The following is a 22,010-nucleotide window of genomic DNA, read 5'->3' as shown; positions in this document are numbered from 1 at the left end:
GTGACACCGGCTAACGCGGGCTGCACAGTGTCAAAAATTTTTGCTGCTTCAGAATGGTGTCGAAACCGACTGTGAAGGCGGCGGATCTTGCCGCGATTGCTGCAGACCGATCGATGCTCCGGTTTCACCCGCTTCCCCGCCACCACTGCAACAGCTTTTTCTGAAATGGATGGATCGATTTGGCGGCTAGGTTTAGCCAATCCTTTAGCCCTGGCGGCTGTTAACACCTAACCGAGGTTCGGTTTTAAACCGAGCCTGCACTCATTTCAGAACGGGGTCGCTGGCGCAGAAATCCAAGTTCCGTCCGGCGTACGCATCTATTATCGCAAAGGCTAGACGGCCTGTTTTCTCATGGGTATTCGGTAAACATAGCGATGAACCAGAACAATCAGGATTTTGAGGCGCTGCAACTGCAGATCGAATCGCTAAAACTGGCAAATGCCGCATTACAAAAACAATTGCTGGAGGAAGCCGAACACGCCGACGCGATGCTGCGGGAAGTGGAGCGTCAGCGTAACGAATTAAGCGCCGCCAATCGGCTGCAACAGGATCTGGCTAATCGCAGTCAACGTGTGATCGATGCCGTTTCCAGCCTGGTCTATCGGCTTGACCCCTATGGCCGTATCGTGCAGGCCAATCAACAAGGTTTGCAATTTTTGGGTTTGGCGGCGTTAGATGCCGCAACCCCCTTTTATTTGGACGATTGGTTATCCGCAGACGACATTCGACTGCTGAAAGAGCAAACGCCGCCACGCCCGTGGCAGATTTATTCCTGTCTGTTGGAGCGGATTCGGTTAGAGGGCAATTACACCGCGCACCATAGTTTGCGCAATAGCCTGGGCCAATATCGCCAGTTCATGTTGGACGCAACCATGATCTACGACCGGCAAGGTAAGGAAGACGGCACGGTCGTCTGCGCCGCCGATATCACCGAACTGAAACGGTTGGAACAGGATCTCAGACAAGCCAATAGCAAAGCGGAATCTGCCGCTCGTTCGAAAAGCGAATTCCTGGCCAATATGAGTCACGAAATACGGACCCCAATGAACGCGATCGTCGGTTTGTCGCAACTTGCCATGAATCGGGATGTATCGCCGCAGATTCGGGATTATCTGGAAAAAATCAAAGGTTCTTCCGATCATTTACTCAGCATCATCAATGACATTCTCGATTTTTCGAAAATCGAAGCCGGCGGCATGACCATAGAAGCCCATCCGTTCGGCATTGCCCGCCTGGTCGCGGATATTGAGGGGCTATTTCGATTTCCGGCAGAACAAAAAGGTTTGGAGCTGCAATTGCGGATCGGAAACGATGTGCCCGCGATGGTTGTGGGCGACAAATTGCGGATTCAACAGATCTTAACCAATTTGATCTCCAATGCACTCAAATTCACGACGCAAGGTCGAGTGCGTTTGACGATCGAGCTGGTTTCCCGCGAGGAGCAACGGGTAAATTTGGCATTCGCCATTGCAGACCAAGGGATTGGGATTGCCCCGGCCGACCAGGAAAAGTTATTTCAACCCTTCAGCCAGGCCGACAGTTCCATATCCCGTCGATTCGGCGGGACCGGCCTCGGTTTGGCCATCAGCCGTAAATTGCTACTGATGATGGGCAGCGATTTTCATGTCGCGAGTGCCGTAAACCGGGGCAGTACTTTTACCTTCACTTTGTCGCTGGGATTGGCGACCGAACAAGAAACGCAGCTTTGCCAGGAGCAACCCATTCACAGCAGCGCCGGCGGTCTAACTGACCGTATGCAAACCTATGCCGCGGTGTTGACCGGCATGGAAGTACTGATCGCGGAAGATAATCCGTTAAATCGACAGGTTGTGCGCGAGTTTTTACAACTGGCCGGCATCAAGACCACGTTTGCGACCAACGGTCGGGAGGCGCTCGAATGCTTGGCGTTAAACCCCGGCTTTGCCGCAATATTGATGGATGTGAACATGCCGGAGATGGGCGGAATCGAGGCAACCCAATTAATTCGGCAACAACCCGCACACGCTCGGCTGCCGATTATCGCTCTGACGGCCGGCGTAACCTACGAGGAAAAGGAACATTGCCTGGCCTCGGGGATGACCGATTTCGTATCCAAACCGATCGAGCCAGTGCATTTGTTAAACACCCTGTTGAATTGGACCAAGCCGGAATTGTCCAGGACCGATGCGGACGCTATCGGCATGCTAACCGCCCCCCAAAGGCCGCGCCTGAAGTTGCCTGGGTTCGATCTGTCCAACCTAAATTTAATGCTGGGAGGCAACGAGGAAGATATGTTCGAATTGCTGCAAGGTTTTGCGCGCAGCCTGACAACGGTGGAAGCGCGGCTGAACGCCTATTTCGCGGCCGACGATAGCGCCGCAATAATGGCCCTTGCCCACGAGATCAAAGGTTCGGCCGGAAATTTTGGCGCAAAAGCCTTATTCGGCGCGGCATCGATCCTGGAACGGGCGGCGAAACAACGGCAAGTGCCCCGTGCCCTAGTGGACGAATGCTGCCACCAGTGTCGAGAAGCGGCATCGGTATTGCAGACGGCGGATAAGACCACCGCGACTGACGCGGCTTCGCCTTCGGTTTTCGGCCAAATCGGGCAAGCGGCTCAAGCGCTGGCGGGTAAGCGCATTTTGGTTGTGGAAGACAACAGGATCAATCAGCGGGTGGTTGCGGAATTTTTGCAGTTGGCTGGAATGGAAGTGGATGCGGTCAACAATGGCCTGGAAGCGCTCGCGCAAATCGATGCGTTTCTCTACGATGCCATTTTAATGGACATCCAAATGCCGGAGCTGGACGGCATAAGCACGACCCAAGCGATCAGAAACAAGGACTGCCATCGGTCGCTGCCGGTCATTGCCTTGAGCGCCAGCATTTCCGTCGCAGAACATAAGGCCTGCCTCGAATCCGGCTTCAATGACTTTCTGACCAAGCCCGTCGATCCCGAGGGATTGATCGCCAAGCTGAACCAATGGTTATTGCCGACTGCGGCCCAGGCCACGCTTGTTAATCCGCCTCCCGACGCTGAACCCGAAAACGCAGCCGATCCGCTTTGGCCAACAATCGCCGGGATCGATACCAAGCAAGCCGCGTTGCTTTTGGGTGGAAGCTTATCGCTATTCGCTGAACTGGCAACGCTATTCGTTAGCGAGAATTCGAGTTTGATGGCGAAATTGACGGACCATCTCGCGCACAACCGGTTTGACGAGGCAGCAAAATTTGCGCATAAGTTGAGAGGGCAAGCGGCAAGTCTGGCGGCAATTGAGCTGGCGGAAAGCGCCGAACTGTTGGAAAATGCGTTGGCTAAACGTAGCGATCACATCCTTGGCAGTCAACATGAACTGCTGGCAGCCAATCGGCGTTTGATAGCTGCAATCCGCGACTGGCTTGAAGAATGAAGCAGTAACCGTTAGAGAACACCATGAAAAAACTCCTTGTCGTCGATGACGACGCGATGTTTCGGCACGTGATGAAACATCATCTTTCCCAACTTGGTTTTACCGCCATCGAAAACGATTCTGCGCTGCACCTGTATCAACAAATCCGCGAAGAATCTCCAGCGGCCTGCTTCATCGATATCGTGATGGAAGGTAAAGACGGGATCGAAACCATACTGGAACTGAAAGAAAAGAGCCAATGCCCGAAATTGATTGCAGTATCCAGTAACGTCATGTATCTGGATTGGGTCAGCGAATTCGGTGTCGATGCCATATTGATCAAGCCGGTTTCGCTGCAAGCGGTGAAACAAGTCCTGGACAAGTTAGAGATCCACGCCGTTTAGCGGGGCTATCCGGCCGCGATTCGGCGAACTCGACACCCAATCGGTTTAGCCATCACTTTTGCGAAACACCAACAACCGGTTATTGGCCGGCATTTCATAATCCGAGCGCAATTCCAGCCCGGCTTGGGCTGCCAGTTCGACAATATTCTCGAAATGTTTGATACCGCTCAGCGGATCGCGCTGCTTTAACCACTCGTCGAAACGGGCATTGCTGTCGCTGGTGTAACTGCCGGCGTAGTTAAACGGGCCGTAGAAGCAAACGGGAGCCGCGGCGTTCAGGTATTCGCCTAAGCCGGCAAAACAGGCTTCGACCTGGGTTTGGCTCATGATGTGCAGGGTATTGGCGCTAAACAAGGCCTGGATTCGCGTACATGGCCAGGGGGAGTGCTCAACGTCCAGGCACAGCGGCGGATGCAGGTTGGGCAAGCCGGCTGCGATTCGCCACTGCTCGATACCGGCCAGGTTTTCGGCGCGGTCGGTGGGTTGCCAGGCCAAATGCGGCAATTGTTCGGCAAAGTAGCAAGCGTGCTGGCCGGTGCCGCTGCCGATTTCCCAGACCGTGGTCGGATCGGTGAATACGGTTTCGATCACCCGCAAGATAGGCTGTTTGTTATTTTCGCAGGATTGGGAAAACGGTTTTTGCGTCGTCATAAGCCAATTATCGGTGGTATCTTGTGGCTTTCAACTGTAATGGTTTTAGCCATGGACGTCACGCAAATTAGCGGTTTCGCCGACTTTGGAGATAAGGAATGGCGCAGTTTGGCCGATGACCGTTATCCCTTTTTCGACTATGCCTTCCTTAGCGCGTTGGAGCGTAGCGGAGCCGTCTCCGCCGAGAACGGCTGGCAACCCGCGCATTTGCGCTGCACCGATAACGGCGAATTGGTCGCCGCCCTGCCCTTGTATCGGAAAAGCCACTCTTGGGGCGAATACGTGTTCGATCAGCGCTGGGCTCAGGCTTATGCCGAACAAGGTATGGCGTACTATCCGAAGTGGCTGAATGCGATTCCGTTCACGCCCTGCCCCGGACCGCGGCTTGCGTTGCGGCAGGGCGTGAGTCCGGACCAGGTAGTCGATACCCTATGCGGTTTTCTGGCTGACAACACCGCTGCCCAGGGTATTTCGTCGCTGCACTGCCTGTTCCCGGAACGGGAAATGGCCGAGATTATGGCGGCGCGCGGGTTTAACATCCGCGAAGGCGTTCAATTTCAATGGTTCAACCGCGGTTACCGGGACTTTGCCGATTTCCTGGCGACGCTGAGCTCCAGTAAGCGCAAGATGGTCAAACGCGAACGGCGGCGGGTGGAGGAGCAAGGCATTAGCATGTTGCGCTTGAGCGGCCGCGATATCGGCGACGAGTATTGGCGAGCGTTCTATGACTTTTATGCGCTAACGTATCTAAAACGCCAATCCCAACCTTACCTGAATCCGGAGTTTTTCAGGCTGCTCGCCGCCGAAATCCCGGAGCGCTTATTGATGGTCGTCGCATTCAAACAGCGGCAGCCGGTTGCCGCAGCCCTGAGCTTTGTTGGCGCCGACACGCTGTATGGCCGCTATTGGGGATGTTACGAAGAATACAGCGCCTTGCATTTCGAGGCCTGTTATTACCAGGGATTGGAATATTGCATCGAGCACGGTTTACAGCGTTTCGATTCCGGTGCGCAAGGCGAGCATAAAATCGCCCGCGGTTTCGAGCCGGTCACGACCTATTCCGCCCATTGGCTGCGCGATCCCGGTTTCGCCGCCGCGGTGGCACGTTTCGTCACTCGGGAACGGCAACTGATCGCAGAGTACAAATTGGATGTCGCACAATATCTGCCTTTCCGGCAAAGCGACGCCTGAGCGGGTTATTTACCGGCTTTTTCCAGGCTGGTTTGGCAGGGCAAACAGTATTTGCAGGGAATTGCCGCGCGCCGCGCTTCCGGAATCGGCTCGCCGCATTCTTCGCAGTGGGTAGCGGATTCCCCGGTGTATATCGCTTTTCGGGTTTCGGCGACGAACAGTTCCGTCATTTTTTCCATGCGTTCCGCTATCGCATCGGCCCCGCCGGCCCAAGCTGTAGACATCGTCTTTCTATTCCTTCGCGAGTAAATGGCAAATTTAGTGATTGTGGCTGCTTTGCTGCAACCAAGTATTGAATTCGTGGAACGGCTTGGGCTTGCTAAACCAGTAGCCCTGGGCGATATCGCAACGGTAACTGGCCAGTCGGTCCAGTACCTCGCCGGTTTCGACACCCTCGGCAACGACCTGCAAACCCAGGTTATGCGCCAGATTGATTGTGGCTTTGACGATTACGGCGTCGTTGTCGCTTTTTAATAAATCGTAGACAAAGGATTTGTCGATCTTTAATTCGCTGAGCGGCATCTTTTTCAAATACGCGAGCGAGGAATACCCGGTACCAAAGTCGTCGATCGACAATTTATACCCCATCTCATGCAGGCGCAAAATGGTTTCCATGGCCCGCTCCGGATCGTTCATGATCGAACTTTCGGTGATCTCCAGCATCATCCAGGCCGGCTTGATGTTAGCCGCCGCGGCGACGCCGGCCATCACGTCCGGCAAATCCGGATCGTGCAAATCCTTGGTCGACAGGTTGACCGACACCACCAGCTCCAGACCTTGCCGCCGCCATTCCGCGCAATCCCTGAACGCACGTTTCAACATCCACAAGGTCAGGTGCTTGATGACGCGAGTTCTTTCCGCCATCGGGATAAACTCGTCCGGCGCGATAAAGCCATGTTTGGGATGGGCCCACCTTACCAAGCCTTCGACGCCGTAGATTTTTCCGGTCTGAATCGACACTTTTGGCTGGTAATAAATCATCAGTTGTTCTTTTTCGATGGCCTGACGCAGCTCGCTCATCAGTGTCAATCGGCGCGGGCTGTGGTCGTCGTACGACGGCGCGTAAATCGTATAACCCTCGTGCGATTTGGCGGCCATGAACAAGGCCACGCCGGCTTTTTGCACCAATGTGTCGACGTCGTCGCCGTGTTCCGGAAAATTGACGATGCCGATGTTGGTGTGGATGGCCAGATTCAAACGTTCGACTTTGAACGCGGGATCCAAGGCCGCCTGAATGTTCTTGGCCAGATTCAGCGATGCGTCTTCGCTTTCGGTGGCGGGCAGCAGCAAACTGAAAATATTGCTGTCGATCCGAGCCACGCTGTCGCTCCCCATCACCACGCTTTGCAGGCGGGTGGCGATTTGGCGCAAGATCATGTCGCTGCTGTTACGGCCGAGCGTGTCGTAAACTTCCTTGAAGTTGGCGACCTCGACCAACAGTACCGATAACATTTTGCCCTGGTTGTTGGCCGCATGTAGCGCTTGCTCTACCCGGTCGTAAAACAAAACCCGGTTGGGCAAGTCGGTCACCGCATCGTGGGTGGACGAGTAACTGACTTGTTTCTCCAAGGTTTCGGCCCGGTTGCGCAACTCCTGAGTCTGGTCGAATATCATGGCGCCAGCCTGATAAGCAATCACCGAACTCGAATATTGGCCCCAAAACCCGAACAGAAACGGTAGCGCCTCCAACACCCACAAGCCGTAGTTTTCGGTTTGGGCGCGGATGATAGTAAAGCGCGTTTGAATTCCGGACAAAGCGGCGTTGAATTTCGGACGGGGAATAAACGCCGATTTGCCTTGAAAACCGGACAACGAATTAATCGGACCAATTTCGGATAATCAATTCCCTTGCCGCCTTGCGCTTTGCGCCGCCGCCGACGGTGTAATTAATGTCGACCTGGTCAATTTCCAAACCAGCAAACGCCTGGCGCATTTCCGGGATATCGTTCACCGATATCACCATTCTGCCTTCGATGGACCTAGCCAACGCCGCCATCAAATCGTATTGCTCTAGCCCAAACGGTACGCCGTAGCCCTCCGTTCCCCAATACGGCGGATCGAGATAGCACAGCGTGTGCGGTCGATCGTAACGCCTAATGCATTCGTCCCACGCCAAGTGCTCGATAAATACTCGCGACAAGCGTAAGTGCGCCGCCGACAATTCCTCTTCGATGCGCAGCAAATTCAAACGAGGCTTACCGGTGGTAGCGGTGCCAAAGGTCTGGTCAGACACCTTGCCGCCGAACGCCAGCTTTTGCAGGTAGTAAAACCGGGCGGCGCGCTGGATATCGGTCAACGTCTCGATCGGCGTATCGCGCAACCAGGCGTATATCTGCCGGCTGATCAGCGCCCATTTAAACTGGCGTACAAACTCCTCCAAATGGTGTTTGACGACCCTGTAAAGGTTCACCAAATCGCCGTTGATATCGTTCAACACCTCGGTTTCGGCCTGCTGCTTCATAAAGAACAAAGCTGCGCCCCCAGCGAACGGCTCGACGTAGCAGCCATGCTCGGGAAACAACGGCAGGATATGTTTAGCCAGGCGGCGTTTGCCGCCCACCCACGGGACAATTGGTTTTGCCATCGTAACACTCGCAGTCGGGCGCTCGTGGCGCGCGGGTAAGAGGCTCGACGGCCTTCAAGGTATTCAACGTCCCGCAACGGGGACACTTAATAGCCAACCGAACAAATTCGGCTTCGGCCAATTTTCGGCCGCAATGGCCGCAACGCACAATTTCCATAAATAGCCACTTTCAACTAGGCTTGTCACGCTGTGTACACGGCACGGTGACTAGGCCTGAAGCAGCTCATCCCTGCGAAAGGTGGCCTGGCACGATGCTCGAACATCGCGTCAGGTCGCACCGGTTTTACTCGATCGTCGCTGCCAGCTCGAACAACTCGTCTACTTCGGCATCCGTTTTATTCATAGCGGCCGCCACCAACTCGACGAAGGGCGACAAGCGCCGAAAAACAGGCGCCCGAGTGTACATATCTTTCACGTCCTGGCTGCTTCCGGAAATAAGGGATTCCACGTCATCACGCCACCCCAACACGGTTAGCGCTCGCAAAATACGCCAGGCATCGACCGCCATCAACGCCCGCCGCTGAGCAAGATCGTCGCCCATGCCGATCAACTGCGGCTGGGTTTGGCTAAACACCTCACCCGGCAACAATTCGTCGACACCGCCCACCGTGCGAAATCCAAGCCCATCCACGCGCACCGCAAAACTCATAACGCCTCCTCCCATCCAAAGCAATACATCGTCAACGATGCGCTGCCGGATACGTAATAAATGTTATTCGACTCCAACAGCACGCGGCCTTGAAAATTCGCAAACCCATAACCGTTACTAGCGATAGGTGCCGGACTATTCGTCAGACCCAGGCCACCATATTGGTTATTCGGAGCCACAATGAATTGAGCGCCAGAGCTATTTGTGAAACAGGCAACGACAAAATGCACCGCAGTGGCGTTGGGGGGGGCTACAACTCCTCGGACGGCTACAGCGCCCCATGTCGGTGTAGCCGACGCAATACCGGAACCAACCACCCCATTTGCCATCACGGGCAACGCCGGCAGATTTCCGCCGGCAGCTACCCGAGGCTGAAACATTCCGCCGGCCTGAGTAAACCCCACAGGAAATTTATTAACGGTGTTGTCCGTCCGGAACGCGCCAACATACGCTTTAAATGAATACCCAGCCGGCAGCACCGGACTATTACCGGACACGCACATTAGCGCCGCCTGTGTCGTGCCGTCATAAATGATGTAGCGGTCGTACCAGGTGTTAGCCGCCAAAATACCGCTATCCAGTCCGTTAACGCCCACCGACGCAGTATTCAGCACCACCGCGACGTTCTCCAGCGTCACTGATTCTCCCAGCGCGTTTTTCACTACGATCTCATCGGCCGAAATCGAAATGCTCGCACTGGCGCCGGTGGCCGATGCACGCAAATTCTTCGCACTGCCTGATACAGCCGCCGACGCACTCGACAAGCCGCGGGCCGGGTTGGCCAGCACCCATTTATCGAAGGCCGAGTCGTAACGCAACTCCATCCAATACCCGGCGCCGGCGATATCGCCGGGCGCCAACGGCAGATTGTTGCCTTTGACGATGGCCTTGGCTGCGACCGTGCCAGTGTTCGGAGTGAAGGTCGGCGCAGCGATCGTATTCGCTGCCGTGGCCCGTACAAATACGGCCGTGCCATGAGCCGAGGTCAGCGACGTGATCGCCGGAAAAAACGCACCCACGATTGCATTAGCAGTCCCGGTAGCGTCCGCGATCTTATAATCGTCGGCTTGGACGGCGGCCTTGGCTGCGTAATCGCCACCCGGATCGATAGATGCAAACCTGGCTTGCAGCGCTTGCAGCAATTGCGAGTTATCCGACTTGTTTAAGTCCAGCTCGGCCCACAAAATCACGTTGATCAATTCTTGCTGAACCGCATTGAGCCATTCTGCCGTCAACTCGGTCGGCGGCCGGTTCAGATCGGAATCTTCCCAAACAAACATCCCGCCAATATTGCCGGCGCCGTCAATCTTGTGCATAACTCACCTCACCACCGATGCCGGTAATGTCTTCGAACCAGAGAAAAACGTGCGACTGTTTGAACTCGTTCAGCGCCCGCCACAATACTTTTGGGTTAACAACGGATCGGTAATACCGCACCCGCAGCACATACCTCGATCGCGTACCCCACACCCTATCGCCGACGCGGCTGCCGACGCGGAGCGGACCAAATAGATGGTCGACTTGCACCAATGGCACCGGAAACACCGCATCCGCCCGCCACAGCCGTTCGCCCACCCGACCGCCAACCCGAATTGGTTTGCGCGGAATAGTCTCGACAACGTCGGCCACGGCATTATTTGCTACCGCCCGGTACGTGCTGATATGCCAATTCGCGGCCCGCGGCCGATGAATCTCTACCGCGCGATCCAACACCTTTTGGGTCTCGGCTTCGACGCGGGCCAGTTCCTGTCCGGTAGCCAACAACAACCCATGGCCGAACCCATTAACGGGCCATCGCCATCCGGCGCCAGGCAGTAACAGATAGCCAATGGCCGCCGCATATTCGTCAGCGGTGTGGGGACGAATTTGCATCATGCCCAGGTCACCGGATTCAATACGAACAATTCGCCGGCAGCGACGTGTAAATCGGCCAGCGGCGCCAAACGGGTATATTGCTGGGTCACGGACGCAATCGCCGCGTCTATTTCCGCCATGGCCAACAATGCCGTTTCAGACGACTCGGACAACACCAGGTCTTGCAGCGCCGCGACAATCGCAACGCGATTGGCCTGGCTGTCATAACCGGGCAAAAGATCGATCGTCACGGACACGCGCTTGACGATCGGAGCGGCCACCCGCCAATCGGCGGTCGCCGGGGCGATGGCGGCTAGATACGCTGCTACCGCATCCAGAACAGCCGGGCTCGGTAATCGGTCCAGCAGGCCGTTACAAATGGGACGGACGATGACCGTACCGATACCCAACGCATGCGACTGCACCAGTGCGCCGGTCACCGATGGGTGCGCAGTTTTGGCCCAGAACCGATAATCCTCGGGTTTTCCTGACCGACCGCCACGCGTAACCATCACCCGCCATTCATCGGCGACCCGTATCCGCCAATTCTCCAGCGACTCTTCCGCTTCGCCGCCGGTCAGGCCATTGCTGTCGACGGCCAATGAACCGGCAATGCCGGGTACCGGATCGACCAGAGTCAAACTCTGGCCGGCGATCAAATTGCCGGCGGAGCCGGCCGTCTGGCAGCGCACCGCCACTGGCGTGGCGCCGGCGCCCAATTCCACGGCAGCCAGCACCTTGTAATCAAGGCCGTTTTGGCCGCGCAGCAGGGTGTCGGCCAGTAGATCAGTGCCGGCGGTACCGGTGGCCAGCACGTGACCGGTTGCTGCCGTCGCAGCCAATCGATCGACACCGTACAGCGCCGCCCAGTCGTACAACCGTTCCAGCTCGCAGGTCAGCGGTGAGCATTGGCGATCGATCCAGTCCAGATTGCCGTGCACGCCGTGGCAGGCTCGCGCCCAGGCGGCCGCCAACGGTCCGGCCAACACAGCCGGCAGCGCTGCCAGGTCGTTTTGGATGCGGGCCTTTAATTCGGAATACGACGGGCGGACGTAGTTGGTCACAGCTCAATGCTCAGATCGAAGTTGCGGCCATTATGAGCACCGGAGATGCGCATAAAGAGGCTGGAAACATTTCCGGGGACAGCCTGCTCAACCACGGCAACATCGGAGACGCCATGGTCCAACAAAGCCTGCCGCACCATAAACACGGCTTCGCGCCGGGCCGCGTCGCTTAGCCCTTGCCAGCGCACATGCCACAATCCGCTGCCGGCTTCCGGATCGGCCCACCAGCCGCGGCGCTCGTATCGATCCGGCACGCGGCGCGCCGGCGCTTCGGCATCGGTAAATAACGCCGCGTAAACGACAGTGCGGATCGCGGCATCGGCATCGTTCAATGCCGGATCGTCGAATTGCAGATCGAATACGCCGTGATCGACTTGGACCAGTTTCAACATTTAGCCTCCCACCGGCGGACTGGTATTGCCGCCACCGTTTTGCACGTTGCCGTGGGCATGATCTAAAAACGAAATGTCATTGACGACGATATCGCCGTCCGGAATCAACACGCGTGGTGTATTGACAATGTTCAAGTCATGGCCGCCGCCATCGATCGAAATTCCATCGCGCCCCAGTTTTATGACGTGGCCGATATCGTCATGCAGCGCCACTTCGCCCGCTTGTAATTCCACTTGATACCGTCTGTCGCCCACCACCAACGCCACGCCATAGCTGCGGTCGCCGGCCGGGAACGCCAGATAGACCTGCGCGCCCGGCTTTGGCCGATAACTGAAGCCATACGGCTCGACCCGCGCCAGGTTATCCAGTATCTCGTTATCCAGCACCCGCGCCTGCACCTTATCGGCTCCGACTAAAGTCGCCACGCCCTGCGAGAACAGCAACTGCAATCTATTCCAAATCTGCTGCATAAATCGTCTTCTGTTTGGCCGGCTTCTTGGCCGCGCTGCGTTTACCGTGAGCGGCGGGTTTGTCTTCGCCGATAAAGGCATCGCGCTGCATCACCGTCAATCGCGTCATGCTGCCGCTCTGATCGTCCAACGTAAAAATCCGGTCGCCGATCAAATACACGCCGTCGATGTTGCGAGCGGGGATTACCACCCGCACCTGGGTATTGATCTCCCATACTCCGCCGGAGTGGGTCCAGCCGTACACGTCCAGATCGATGCGATGGGCGCGGGCCAAGCGCCGGTTGCGTTCGAGCTCGGCGCGCCGGTCACAGCCGCCCAGGCTTTTGCCCAGCTTGTCCGCCATGATATGCAGCGGCCGGAAATAGGTCAGACCGCCATCCTTTACCGCACCTTTCAAGGCCTGATTGGCGGCGTAGTCGTAGCCTTTAACGAGATAATCTGAGTAGCGCAGCCGGTATTCATCGACCACGCTATAGCTTTCGATATGGTCGCCGTAGACCAGCGTGGCCACCGGCGCTGCCGCGGTCGGCTTGGTCAGTTTCAGGCCGCCGTCCGGGGTGGGATACAACAACAGGTTGGCCGCGCGGGCGGCGTTGATCAGCGCATTGGCCGGCGTCTCGCATTGCATCGCAAAATCGGCGACCACGGCGGTTTCGGCATCGATCTGTACCGGCACGTTAAACGTGCTGCAAAGCTGCTTTACAATCTCGTCGAGCTTCAATCCGGACAGGCTTTTCGAATATTTACAGTCGACAAACTCGCGGCCCAGCGACCGGCCGTCGATCTCGATACTGTGGCTTTGCGCGCGCACCGTTTCGTTGACGATATCGGGGCGAATCGTCGACACCAAATGATCGTCGATCAACACCTGCACCACCGTGTTTTCATCAAGCGCCGACAGTTTGCCCAGGCCGTCGCGGGTTACCGCAAAGTTCATATCGGCAACCAAATCGTCCACCGAGCTTTTGATGTACACCTTTTGCCAATAGGCGTAGCGCTGGCCGTTAAACCGCAACTCAACCATACACCCGGCCCTGGACGAACAGCGGATGCCGCACCGCATTGCGCTCTAAAAACACGGCCTCATCGATCTGCATCCGATGCGCCAACACCGTGGACGGCAGTGGCGAGACGATATCGCGGATCTGCTGCGGCTTAAGATCCTGTGCCAGCAGCGCTTTTACGACCGCGGCACGGGCGGATACCGCGGCTTGGAACAAGGTATCGGGCAGCGCCGGCAGCAACGCATCGTAGGCCGTGTCGATCGCCAGCACCGCCATGTCGCGGTCGAACTCGGTAGTAAAGTCGGCCAGCGCCGTTTGCATCGCGGCATAGAACAGTAGCCGGCTTTGCAACTCGGCGGCCGCGACGATATTGGTTCGCGCCGTCGCATCGATCAGCGACACGCCGGCCGGGGTGATGAATGTCGGGGTGGCACTGGCCACGGCCAAGCCTGCCAACCGAGACACCAACCGTACCCGGCTACCGGATGCCAGGCCGACATCGTCGGCGCCGAGGCCGATACCGCCCAACAGGCCGCGCAAGGCGTTGGAATAGCTGCGCCGTACTGCCGCCAGCGTAGCGATATCGTGTTGAAAGCCGAGCGCGCCGGTCATGATCTTCTGCGCAAACGACAACGGCAACGCCGACAGCGATATCGCCTGGCGCACCATTTCCATGCCGGATTGCGTGACGGAACTGAACGCGGCCAGGGCGTCTTCGCCCATCGCCAACAAATCGAAATCGTCCTCCGCGCTGTTGGCCCATTCCGCCAATGAGGCCATGGCCAGATCGGCCGCATCCGGACGCGGCACCAGTGGTGGCTCGCCGCCCGGCGCCCAGCCGATGTTCAGCGTGCAATAACCGTTGGCATCGTTGCTTTCTTGCCGCGACCAGGTTTGCGGCCGCAGCCATAACCGGCCCAGCCAGGGATGCACCAACCAATCCGCGCCCGGCTTGTTCAATTCCGCAATCAGCGCGTCGACCTCGAGGTCGTAATCCTTGCTCAGAAAATAAGCGTTTAATTGGTAGTCCCAGGCCTTGCCGCCCAGGTCTTCGACCAAGGGCGCTTCGGCACCTGGGAATTCATGCACCACCAGGCGCCGACCGGCCTTGGCTTCGTGGCGATCAGTCAAAAACTCGATATCGCGCCATTTTGCCGGCGCCCAGCGGTCCAGATAGGATTGCTCGGCCATTATTCAGGGGCTCCGCTGAAGATGTTGCCGGTGCTGCCGCGAGTCGTCACACTGACACCGTCGGATTTGGATTTTTGCTTGACCATAAAGCCGGGTGTGGTCGACTCCACAGTCAGATGCACTTCGGACTTATTGGGCTGGCCTTTGTTGAAATAATCGAATAACGCGGTGCCGAGTGTGGCGTTATCGTTACCGGTTAATTTTTGCGCCGACCAATTGAGGATCGGGTTGGCAACATAATCACCTGCCAAATATCCCGCGCTAAACGCCCCAGCGCCACGTGCTAAATAACTGGCGCCAGCACCAATCACGCCGACGCCTTTTGCGCCACCCATCGTCATTGCAGTAACTCCAGCCGCTGTGCCTAGTGCGATAATCGGCGGCGTGGCGCCTACGACCGCAGCACTCAAGTCCGGATACTTTTGCGACAGGTCGACAAACATTTCCGCCGCTCTGGTAATTGTCGGAATTAACTGCTCCATAGCGGCTTTTTGCTTGATCGCCGCTTCCTGTTCGGCGTTGCGGATCGCGGCGGCGCCGGTGCCGGCCATGGTTTGGTAGTTGAGGTCGTTGGCGCCGAATTCTGTATTGTTCTGACTGATGAATGAGCCGACGCGATTCGTCAGGCTTTTATTGCGCATGCCAAACAATGCGCCGCGCGCCTGCATATCCTGAAAGAATTTACCGATCACGCCACCTTCTGCCAACTGCGATATCGACTCGATAGCCGCCTGCTGATCGGCCTTATTGCCGGACTTTTCCAACTTGGTCAGCGCCGCTTTCATTTGCGGATCGCGTAGCGACAGTTTATCGATAAGATTCATCCAGGCGTCGACCGCGTCTATACCTTTGATGCGTTGATCCATCAAAAACTTCGTCAGATCGGCGCCTTTCGGTCCCGCTTTTTCAAAATCCTTGGCGGTATCGTTCGACGCGAGCTTACTCAGCAAATTGCTGACATTGTTGCCGGCCGTCGCGGTATCGCCGGCGGTCAGCACCGCTGCTTGGTTCATGGTCAGGATTTTTTGCAATCCTGGCAGACCCACCAAGCCTGCAGTTTTTCCGATCGCCAACTGGCCCGGGAGTGCCCGCGCCATATCTTTGATTTCAAAGCCTCCAGCCTGGCCGGAGGCAGTGATCATATTCAACGCGCGTTTCAGGTCGCGCCCGTTGCCGACAATGTTCTGACCAACCAAAGCGCTGACCAGATTGGCTATGTCTAATGGGTTAGAGCCAGAACCGTATGCGGTACGCATCACCGTCGGCAAAAAGGCCATTGCCTTATCTGTACTATTCAGCGCGTCCTTAGACGCCAACGCCTCAAGCGCATCAAGTGCCTGTTCGCGCGTGCCACCTCCACCTTGCCTAAGATCGACCGACTTATTGATCGCAGACTCTAAATCCTTCGCGCCTGCCAAACGACCGGTAACGTCTCGCTCTCGATACGCCGTGTTGGCCAGACTGGCAAGCCTCTCATCCATGCTCATCGCATTCATCACCGGCGCTTTCAATGCATAGCCCGCCGCCGCTACGCCGGCGCCGACAGCTACACCGGTACGCATCCGCCCTTGTGCGGTTTCGAAGTCCTTCGCGGCCTTGGCGGCGCGTTGCTGCTCTTTGGTCAGCTTACCCATCTCATTGGTCAGGCCGGTGATCTTTTGCCGGGTCTTTTCGGCGGCGCGGGTCAGCTCGTCCTGGCTGAGCTTACCGGACGCGGCTAGCCGCTTGTAAGCGGCCTCGGTCTGTTGAATTTCGCGCTGGATGCGCTGCTCGGAGCGAACGCCCAACGTCTCGCGGGCGAGCGACGTTCTCTCGAATGAGGTGCGCTGGCGCGCATTGGATTGGGTAACGGTGGCTTCCGTGCGCCGGGTGGTTTGCTCGACGTGCTTGACGTATTTGTCGAAGCCGTTGCCGGTCTGATCGACAAACTTGACGCGCAACTCGACGTCGGCAGCGTTGGACATAAAAAAACTCCGGTTACGGGATGTAACTGGAGTTTATTGAGTTATGGGATGCGCGCTTAGGCTGGAAATGTTTCCGGGGTAAACCCTCCCTACATTGGATTAATCAAACTGCCGCCCATCCATCGCCGCCGCCATCTTGGCCCACATGAACAACTCGGCCAAGGGCATGCGCTTGACGATCGGCAGCGGCTGGTTCATCACTTTGGCGACTAAACCGACTGCGGTGATGATTCTGACAACTTTTTTCGGCGGCGCCCTCGTCGTTGGTTGCTGCCGTCTTAGCCTGTTCGGTCAGCACGCCGAGGATCTTCGCCACCTCACTTTCGGTCGCACCGGTCAACCGGGACAACAGCTTGATCCGATCGGCGTTGGCCTCGCTTGCCGCCGTGGCATCGGCCTCCAACATGTCGCTGGCCAGCTGCTCGGCGCGGATGTAATCCGGCCCGCGCAACTGCCGGATCAATGCCTCGTCGGTACCCGTCAGCGAGGCGATCAACGCAATCCGCTGCGCAACGCCGCCGCGCTGGTCGAAGCATAGGTAATCTTCGGCGGTGGTGTGGGCGCGGAAGTTGAGTTCAGTAATTTCCGTTTTTAAAAGACGCAACGGGGTTAGTAATTTCATCAATATGCCTTTGTCGTATCAGTTAATAATTTCCAGCTATTTGCACCCGTGCCGCCCCCCGCAACTAAACCGGCTTGTCCCAGCGTTCCGGCAGCGGCGTTGGTGTTGTAAAGAATCGCACCATTGACCCTAGCAATCTGTGTTACATCCCATTGCAAATCAGCACAGTTACCATATAGGTTGAACGTATTTGACGTGCCGACGCCTTGCGCTCCGGTGCCTTCATTGCCACCAGTCGACCGGATGTTGTATGTGATATTTTGCGCATTCGACGGATTGAAGCACCATCCAGCCACTTTTGTGCCGCCATACGTGAGGTTGATGGTTTTTGCAGTAGTGCCGCTCGGATAGATCAATCCGCGCACAAACCCACTGACATCGTTGTCGGCAAAGTAAAATCGGGTGTTGTGTGGAATAGCGCCAGCCTGAAATGCGAGCGACACAGCAGCGACAGATGGCCGCGATTTTGAGATGTGAATCTCTGGCGCAACTGCAGTGTTGGCGATCTGGATAAATCCGGCGCCGGGGCAGTCGGTGACGCAGTCATCAATCGTGATGCGCTTGATACCGTACGAGCTGGATTCACCAACAGACCTGATCGGGTTCAATACTCTGGCTGAACCGCTGGCCTTGATTTTGCTGCCTTTTAGCACGATCTCGTCTACCAGCACACGCTCGGCAAAATACATGGCATTAACATCTGACGATCCGCTAGCGCCCATGTCGAAGTTGAATTCGGAACCGCCTGTGATTTCGATTTTCTTGATCCAGTGCGAGCCTGTAGTATTGGCTGCGTTGAAAATGCCGGCCCCCGCGTTTTGAAAGCCAGCGTTGCCATCTGCGGATGGCAGGGCTGGAACGCGGAAATTGTCGAACACGACTTCGTCTATCGTTACCGATCCACCACCTGCACCGTTGCTGATATATGCGAGACCGCGCCCCCTTCTGGGCACGTAGTAGCCGTCCTTGAACGTAATCTTGCCGTATCTGCCCGTGCCGTTGACGCCGTAGCCGCAACCAAAATGGAATGGTTGGCCCATGATGTCCTCACCGTGATAGTTGACGATAGTTACGTCATCGATCAGGTGATTGTTCTCGGAAATCATAGAAATGCCCTGAGACGAGGCCTTTCTGTGATGCTTTTTGCCAAAATCGATGTAGATCCCAACTATATCGCCAGCGGAATTAACTGTGACGCCATCCGCGTCATACAATGGTGTGTTGGCCCCATCAGTGAAGATGGCGCCGAGATCGTCTTTGGATTCGCCGGCCACGTTCAGCACTCTGGTGCCGTAGCAGTTTCCATGCAGCCAAAACCCCGTCGAATTGTCGGACATGCCGTTTTCGATGGTGCTGCCGAATGAGTTAGCGAGGGCGGCAAAACACGATCCTGGAGACTCTGTTAGCCCTAATCCGATATAGCCATTCAGGATTTTGTTCAGTATGGTTTGTTGATAGCTAATATTACCGCGGATGTTTGATCCCCGGTTTTGGACACTTTGCCGAACTTTTCCTTCGCCGAATATCCGAATATTCGCATCGGCTTGATAGCAGATCAATGCCCCATTCGGTGACGGGACATAGCTAGACGAACCGTTCGCCATTCGGTAGCGCACTTTTTTATTGTTGGCGTCGCTGTTATCGATGCCAATGACTTTGTAGATATAGTTGAAAAAACCTGTGGTGTCTCCGCCAGTATACGCCGGACGGATGTAGACGTAGTCACCTACTGCGAATGGGTTTATTGCCGCACCGATATTCAGCGTTACCGTGCTGGTCCATGCAGGGTTATCTATTACGTGAGTTAATTCGGTGACAGCGATCGCATTGCTCAGCGCGTTTTCGTTGATGAACATGGTCTTACTTAGACCAAAACTGGCGGCGATGTTATCGATGATTACACCTGGGCCGATATATACCGTTGTGTCGCTAGGAACGGTGCAGATAGCCTGGGGGTCGGATCCGCCGGCAAACGCATATGTGCCCGGCAGGGTGATATCCACGCGCTTGGTTCCTGAATTCAACCATTTTTGCAACAACGCGGTATTGAATAGAGCATGGGCTTGTTTTGTCGAATTGGGAATCAATCCCGAAACGTGGCGGGTGCCACCGATTACCACGGCCCCCTCGCCGTAATCGGCGCCACCCTCAGCAAAAAAATCCTCAATGGAATCGAAGTCCCATTCCTCACGAGCTACGCGGGCAACCATTTACGAAATCCTCTCAGACGTATTACTCATGAGGGTTATTTTGCTCTCACCATCACCCCAGCCGGCCGGATCGCCGGACCTAAATGCTTGCGCCATCATGTAGACTTGGCCGCTTTCCAGCCGGATCGTGACTGTCTCATTTTTGATGGCGTTGATCGCATCCAAATCGACGCCGGCTTGCAGATTGATGTTCAGCTCCAGCACGGCCGGTTTGTAGCCGGTCAAAAAGCCGCCGTCTTCCGGCAGGCGGCCGGGTTTGTGTTCGCGCGATTCGCCGGCCGGGGTGAAGGACCCGGCCGGCGTTGCCAACGGCAATTTGCCGATGGACGGCACCGAGACGGTGCGGATGTTGTTTAATTCGGCCATATTCGAATCCTCTGTAAATTCGCTTTAAAGCATCCTTGAAGACTGGATTCCGGCAATCCCTGCCGGAATGACGGTCAATCGATTAAACCCGCTTCGCAAACTGCGCGCGGCCGGCCAGGATTTGGAACGGCGATAATATGATCGGCGTATCCAGATAGTTGAACCGGCTCGGATTGTCGGCGTCTTGTTCGACGACTAGCGTGGTTTTGTAATGGTCGTAGTTCTGCACCCAGCCGTATTCGCGCATCAGCACGTTTTGATACAGGCTCAACAGAAATGCCCGCACGCTGTCCTCGGTGGTGATGCGCAGGCCTGGACGGTAGCCTTCGTTGGTTTTGGCCGCGGCGGTGCCGACGAACGCTTTGATAGCGCCGATGCGTTGCTCGTAGCGCACGCGCTCCAATGTCTCCGGCGTATTGACGTCCAGGTAGGCGTCGTCCGGCGAACCGTCCGGCCGGCGCTGGTGCAGGGTAATCAGCCGCTTGATGTAGCAACTGCCGTCCTGGGCGATTTGCATCACGCTCATGCCTTTAAACAGCAAGCTGTTGGCGTTGGTCCAGTCGTGATAGGTCACGCCAACCATGCCGGTCAGCGCCACACCTTCCAGTGATTGCACCGGGCTGTTGTAGAGCTTGGGCGCGGCCGCCGCGCACAATATCGCCGCCGCTTCCCAAGTCGGGGTCGGGTTGATCTCCAGCGACAGGTCGCAGATGTGCTCGTAGTTTTTGGTTTCGCCAAACGCTGCCGCTGCGGCGTAATCGCCGCGATGGGCGGTGAAGCACCTAAAGCCGGCCTGCACCGGCGGTTGATACCGGCGCCCGCTCTCGGTGTGCCAGGCGGCTAGCGTGGCGGCGTCGTTGATGCCCAGCGCGATGTAACGGTACCAGCGGTTTGCGCCCAGCAATGTCGCCAGGTTGCCCGGCGCCGGGTCGCCGGATCCGCCGGCCATCGCAGCCAGGGTCAACGCCAAACCGGTCGGCTTGAGTTCGCCGTACAGATTCAGCCGCATATCGATGTTATTGCCGCAGGTGCCTTTGTGCTTTGCGGTCAACGTGACGACGCTGGCCACGGCGGCGGCCGTCACCGGTAAATCGGCATCGGTAAACGCGGCGGCAATGGCCGTGGCGATTTGTGCAGTGGTCATGGTGCTGGTCACGCCTACCGAGACCAAGCGGCCGCCTATATATAATGAGAGTGTGCCGTCGGCCGTGGCAGCGTTGGTCACGGTAATGGTACCGGTCGCGGCCACGCCGGCGCCGTTGTCGCTGTACGGCAGCATGTACAGATCCAGCGTCGCATCGATGGCCCGGTAACGCGCCGCCATCTGCGCCAACATCGAGCCGGCGCCGGCTTTTTGCACTGCGTCATAGACCGAACTAATCCGGGTAATCTCACCGGCCACGGCGCTACCGGCCGCCAGTTTTTGGCCGACCAGCAACACCGCCGGAATGTCGTCGCCCAGGCCGGCCTGGCTGCCGTCGATTTCGATATAGACGCCCGGATAGCGTAGCGCCTGCGGGATATTGTCAAATGAGATAGTCATAGCGCGGGGGCTCCAGTGTAGACCAGGCTGTCGTAGGCGCCTGGGTCGGGTAAATAGTTGGTGATCAGGGCCGAGAATTCGTATCGATCAGCCCAGTAGATGTCCTGCGCGGTGTACTCCAGCACCTTGCCGCCCTTGAATCGGATCGGCCTCACGCCGGCTTCGATCTCCCAGCCTTGCAATTTGGTGCGGACGGCGTCGCGATAGGCCAGCAGCACATCATCGGTTTCGCCGGCACGCTCGGCGCGAATGTTCTCGATCGCAATCACGGCATCGAAGCCGAGGGTGATATTCGCGGCGCGAGCCTCGGCGTCCAGCTCGTCGGACTTGTCGGCGGCGCGTACCAGCCACAACGCCGGCAGCGGCAGCCGGTCCGGATCGATCCTGGCGTATTCCGCCGCCAGCCCGTAATCGCGGAACCAGGCGCGCGGAAATGCAGCCGGTTTGGTGCGCAGGTGTTCGAGCACAGGCGTCAGCGAAATCAC

The 22,010-nt window shown here is 56.9% G+C and carries 21 protein-coding genes; 3 read left to right on the top strand and 18 right to left on the bottom strand.

Annotated features, from left to right (window positions below):
* The first annotated feature begins 374 nt into the window (after window positions 1-374).
* Window positions 375-3,386, top strand: a complete 3,012-nt coding sequence (locus PL263_RS05295) for a response regulator (protein WP_278212027.1) — start codon at window positions 375-377, stop codon at window positions 3,384-3,386.
* A gap of 23 nt (window positions 3,387-3,409) precedes the next feature.
* Complete coding sequence (locus PL263_RS05290) at window positions 3,410-3,769, top strand: response regulator (protein ID WP_140911303.1); 360 nt, start codon at window positions 3,410-3,412, stop codon at window positions 3,767-3,769.
* Between the two features lie 45 nt (window positions 3,770-3,814).
* Here PL263_RS05290 and PL263_RS05285 read toward each other — a convergent pair whose 3' ends face one another.
* A complete protein-coding gene (locus tag PL263_RS05285) occupies window positions 3,815-4,420 on the bottom strand; it encodes a DUF938 domain-containing protein (RefSeq protein WP_278212026.1) in 606 nt (201 codons plus the stop codon).
* Window positions 4,421-4,471: 51 nt separating this feature from the next.
* Here PL263_RS05285 and PL263_RS05280 point away from each other — a divergent pair, with 51 nt between their 5' ends.
* Window positions 4,472-5,611: a GNAT family N-acetyltransferase gene (locus PL263_RS05280; protein WP_278212025.1), complete on the top strand. Its 1,140-nt coding sequence runs from the start codon at window positions 4,472-4,474 to the stop codon at window positions 5,609-5,611.
* A 5-nt stretch (window positions 5,612-5,616) separates the two neighbouring features.
* Here the strand turns inward: PL263_RS05280 and PL263_RS05275 are convergent, their stop codons facing one another.
* The 17 genes from PL263_RS05275 to PL263_RS05195 all read right to left on the bottom strand — a co-directional run bounded on the left by PL263_RS05275 (window position 5,617) and on the right by PL263_RS05195 (window position 22,010).
* Window positions 5,617-5,790 (bottom strand): TraR/DksA C4-type zinc finger protein, encoded by a 174-nt coding sequence (locus PL263_RS05275; RefSeq protein WP_260839218.1) that lies wholly within the window; start codon window positions 5,788-5,790, stop codon window positions 5,617-5,619.
* 79 nt (window positions 5,791-5,869) lie between these two features.
* The gene (locus tag PL263_RS05270; RefSeq protein ID WP_278212024.1) at window positions 5,870-7,423 is read right to left on the bottom strand and encodes a bifunctional diguanylate cyclase/phosphodiesterase; all 1,554 of its coding nucleotides are present in this window, start codon (window positions 7,421-7,423) and stop codon (window positions 5,870-5,872) included.
* A gap of 4 nt (window positions 7,424-7,427) precedes the next feature.
* Complete coding sequence (locus PL263_RS05265; protein WP_278212023.1) at window positions 7,428-8,195, bottom strand: DNA adenine methylase; 768 nt, start codon at window positions 8,193-8,195, stop codon at window positions 7,428-7,430.
* Window positions 8,196-8,478: 283 nt separating this feature from the next.
* Window positions 8,479-8,844 (bottom strand): hypothetical protein, encoded by a 366-nt coding sequence (locus tag PL263_RS05260; protein WP_278212022.1) that lies wholly within the window; start codon window positions 8,842-8,844, stop codon window positions 8,479-8,481.
* Window positions 8,841-10,043: a hypothetical protein gene (locus tag PL263_RS05255; RefSeq protein ID WP_278212021.1), complete on the bottom strand. Its 1,203-nt coding sequence runs from the start codon at window positions 10,041-10,043 to the stop codon at window positions 8,841-8,843. The genes PL263_RS05260 and PL263_RS05255 overlap by 4 nt, the downstream gene beginning before the upstream one ends.
* Before the next feature lie 103 nt (window positions 10,044-10,146).
* Window positions 10,147-10,719: a hypothetical protein gene (locus PL263_RS05250; RefSeq protein ID WP_278212019.1), complete on the bottom strand. Its 573-nt coding sequence runs from the start codon at window positions 10,717-10,719 to the stop codon at window positions 10,147-10,149.
* Window positions 10,716-11,762 (bottom strand): baseplate J/gp47 family protein, encoded by a 1,047-nt coding sequence (locus PL263_RS05245; protein ID WP_278212018.1) that lies wholly within the window; start codon window positions 11,760-11,762, stop codon window positions 10,716-10,718. The genes PL263_RS05250 and PL263_RS05245 overlap by 4 nt, the downstream gene beginning before the upstream one ends.
* Window positions 11,759-12,154, bottom strand: coding sequence for a phage GP46 family protein (locus PL263_RS05240; protein WP_278212017.1), 396 nt, complete (start codon window positions 12,152-12,154; stop codon window positions 11,759-11,761). The genes PL263_RS05245 and PL263_RS05240 overlap by 4 nt, the downstream gene beginning before the upstream one ends.
* Window positions 12,155-12,625 carry a phage baseplate assembly protein gene (locus PL263_RS05235; RefSeq protein ID WP_278212016.1) on the bottom strand — a complete coding sequence of 157 codons (471 nt, stop codon included), beginning with the start codon at window positions 12,623-12,625 and terminating at the stop codon, window positions 12,155-12,157.
* The gene (locus PL263_RS05230; protein WP_278212015.1) at window positions 12,606-13,649 is read right to left on the bottom strand and encodes a phage baseplate assembly protein; all 1,044 of its coding nucleotides are present in this window, start codon (window positions 13,647-13,649) and stop codon (window positions 12,606-12,608) included. The genes PL263_RS05235 and PL263_RS05230 overlap by 20 nt, the downstream gene beginning before the upstream one ends.
* Window positions 13,642-14,820: a DNA circularization N-terminal domain-containing protein gene (locus tag PL263_RS05225; RefSeq protein WP_278212013.1), complete on the bottom strand. Its 1,179-nt coding sequence runs from the start codon at window positions 14,818-14,820 to the stop codon at window positions 13,642-13,644. Before PL263_RS05225 ends, PL263_RS05230 begins: the two co-directional genes overlap by 8 nt.
* Entirely contained in the window at window positions 14,820-16,784 is a 1,965-nt protein-coding gene (locus tag PL263_RS05220) for a phage tail tape measure protein (RefSeq protein ID WP_278212012.1), read from the bottom strand. The genes PL263_RS05225 and PL263_RS05220 overlap by 1 nt, the downstream gene beginning before the upstream one ends.
* A 103-nt stretch (window positions 16,785-16,887) precedes the next feature.
* Window positions 16,888-17,406 (bottom strand): hypothetical protein, encoded by a 519-nt coding sequence (locus tag PL263_RS05215; RefSeq protein WP_278212011.1) that lies wholly within the window; start codon window positions 17,404-17,406, stop codon window positions 16,888-16,890.
* Entirely contained in the window at window positions 17,406-19,616 is a 2,211-nt protein-coding gene (locus tag PL263_RS05210) for a hypothetical protein (protein ID WP_278212010.1), read from the bottom strand. Before PL263_RS05210 ends, PL263_RS05215 begins: the two co-directional genes overlap by 1 nt.
* Entirely contained in the window at window positions 19,617-19,982 is a 366-nt protein-coding gene (locus tag PL263_RS05205; protein WP_278212009.1) for a phage tail tube protein, read from the bottom strand. It abuts the gene before it with no gap.
* 82 nt (window positions 19,983-20,064) lie between these two features.
* Entirely contained in the window at window positions 20,065-21,525 is a 1,461-nt protein-coding gene (locus tag PL263_RS05200) for a hypothetical protein (protein ID WP_278212008.1), read from the bottom strand.
* Entirely contained in the window at window positions 21,522-22,010 is a 489-nt protein-coding gene (locus PL263_RS05195; protein ID WP_278212007.1) for a hypothetical protein, read from the bottom strand. Before PL263_RS05195 ends, PL263_RS05200 begins: the two co-directional genes overlap by 4 nt.

It is taken from the genome of Methylomonas sp. EFPC3, assembly GCF_029643245.1.
Taxonomy (GTDB): Bacteria; Pseudomonadota; Gammaproteobacteria; order Methylococcales; family Methylomonadaceae; genus Methylomonas; species Methylomonas koyamae_B.
Note: the sequence above shows the minus strand (reverse complement) of the source record. Positions and strands in the feature narration are given on the sequence as shown.

Coding starts and splice junctions, on each gene's coding strand:
- PL263_RS05250 (WP_278212019.1), bottom strand. CDS start 10,719: ATGATGCAAATTCGTCCCCACACCGCTGACGAATATGCGGCGGCCATT.
- PL263_RS05295 (WP_278212027.1), top strand. CDS start 375: ATGAACCAGAACAATCAGGATTTTGAGGCGCTGCAACTGCAGATCGAA.
- PL263_RS05280 (WP_278212025.1), top strand. CDS start 4,472: ATGGACGTCACGCAAATTAGCGGTTTCGCCGACTTTGGAGATAAGGAA.
- PL263_RS05215 (WP_278212011.1), bottom strand. CDS start 17,406: ATGAAATTACTAACCCCGTTGCGTCTTTTAAAAACGGAAATTACTGAA.
- PL263_RS05240 (WP_278212017.1), bottom strand. CDS start 12,154: ATGTTGAAACTGGTCCAAGTCGATCACGGCGTATTCGATCTGCAATTC.
- PL263_RS05285 (WP_278212026.1), bottom strand. CDS start 4,420: ATGACGACGCAAAAACCGTTTTCCCAATCCTGCGAAAATAACAAACAG.
- PL263_RS05230 (WP_278212015.1), bottom strand. CDS start 13,649: ATGGTTGAGTTGCGGTTTAACGGCCAGCGCTACGCCTATTGGCAAAAG.
- PL263_RS05265 (WP_278212023.1), bottom strand. CDS start 8,195: ATGGCAAAACCAATTGTCCCGTGGGTGGGCGGCAAACGCCGCCTGGCT.
- PL263_RS05225 (WP_278212013.1), bottom strand. CDS start 14,820: ATGGCCGAGCAATCCTATCTGGACCGCTGGGCGCCGGCAAAATGGCGC.
- PL263_RS05235 (WP_278212016.1), bottom strand. CDS start 12,625: ATGCAGCAGATTTGGAATAGATTGCAGTTGCTGTTCTCGCAGGGCGTG.
- PL263_RS05210 (WP_278212010.1), bottom strand. CDS start 19,616: ATGGTTGCCCGCGTAGCTCGTGAGGAATGGGACTTCGATTCCATTGAG.
- PL263_RS05200 (WP_278212008.1), bottom strand. CDS start 21,525: ATGACTATCTCATTTGACAATATCCCGCAGGCGCTACGCTATCCGGGC.
- PL263_RS05290 (WP_140911303.1), top strand. CDS start 3,410: ATGAAAAAACTCCTTGTCGTCGATGACGACGCGATGTTTCGGCACGTG.
- PL263_RS05275 (WP_260839218.1), bottom strand. CDS start 5,790: ATGGAAAAAATGACGGAACTGTTCGTCGCCGAAACCCGAAAAGCGATA.
- PL263_RS05220 (WP_278212012.1), bottom strand. CDS start 16,784: ATGTCCAACGCTGCCGACGTCGAGTTGCGCGTCAAGTTTGTCGATCAG.
- PL263_RS05260 (WP_278212022.1), bottom strand. CDS start 8,844: ATGAGTTTTGCGGTGCGCGTGGATGGGCTTGGATTTCGCACGGTGGGC.
- PL263_RS05205 (WP_278212009.1), bottom strand. CDS start 19,982: ATGGCCGAATTAAACAACATCCGCACCGTCTCGGTGCCGTCCATCGGC.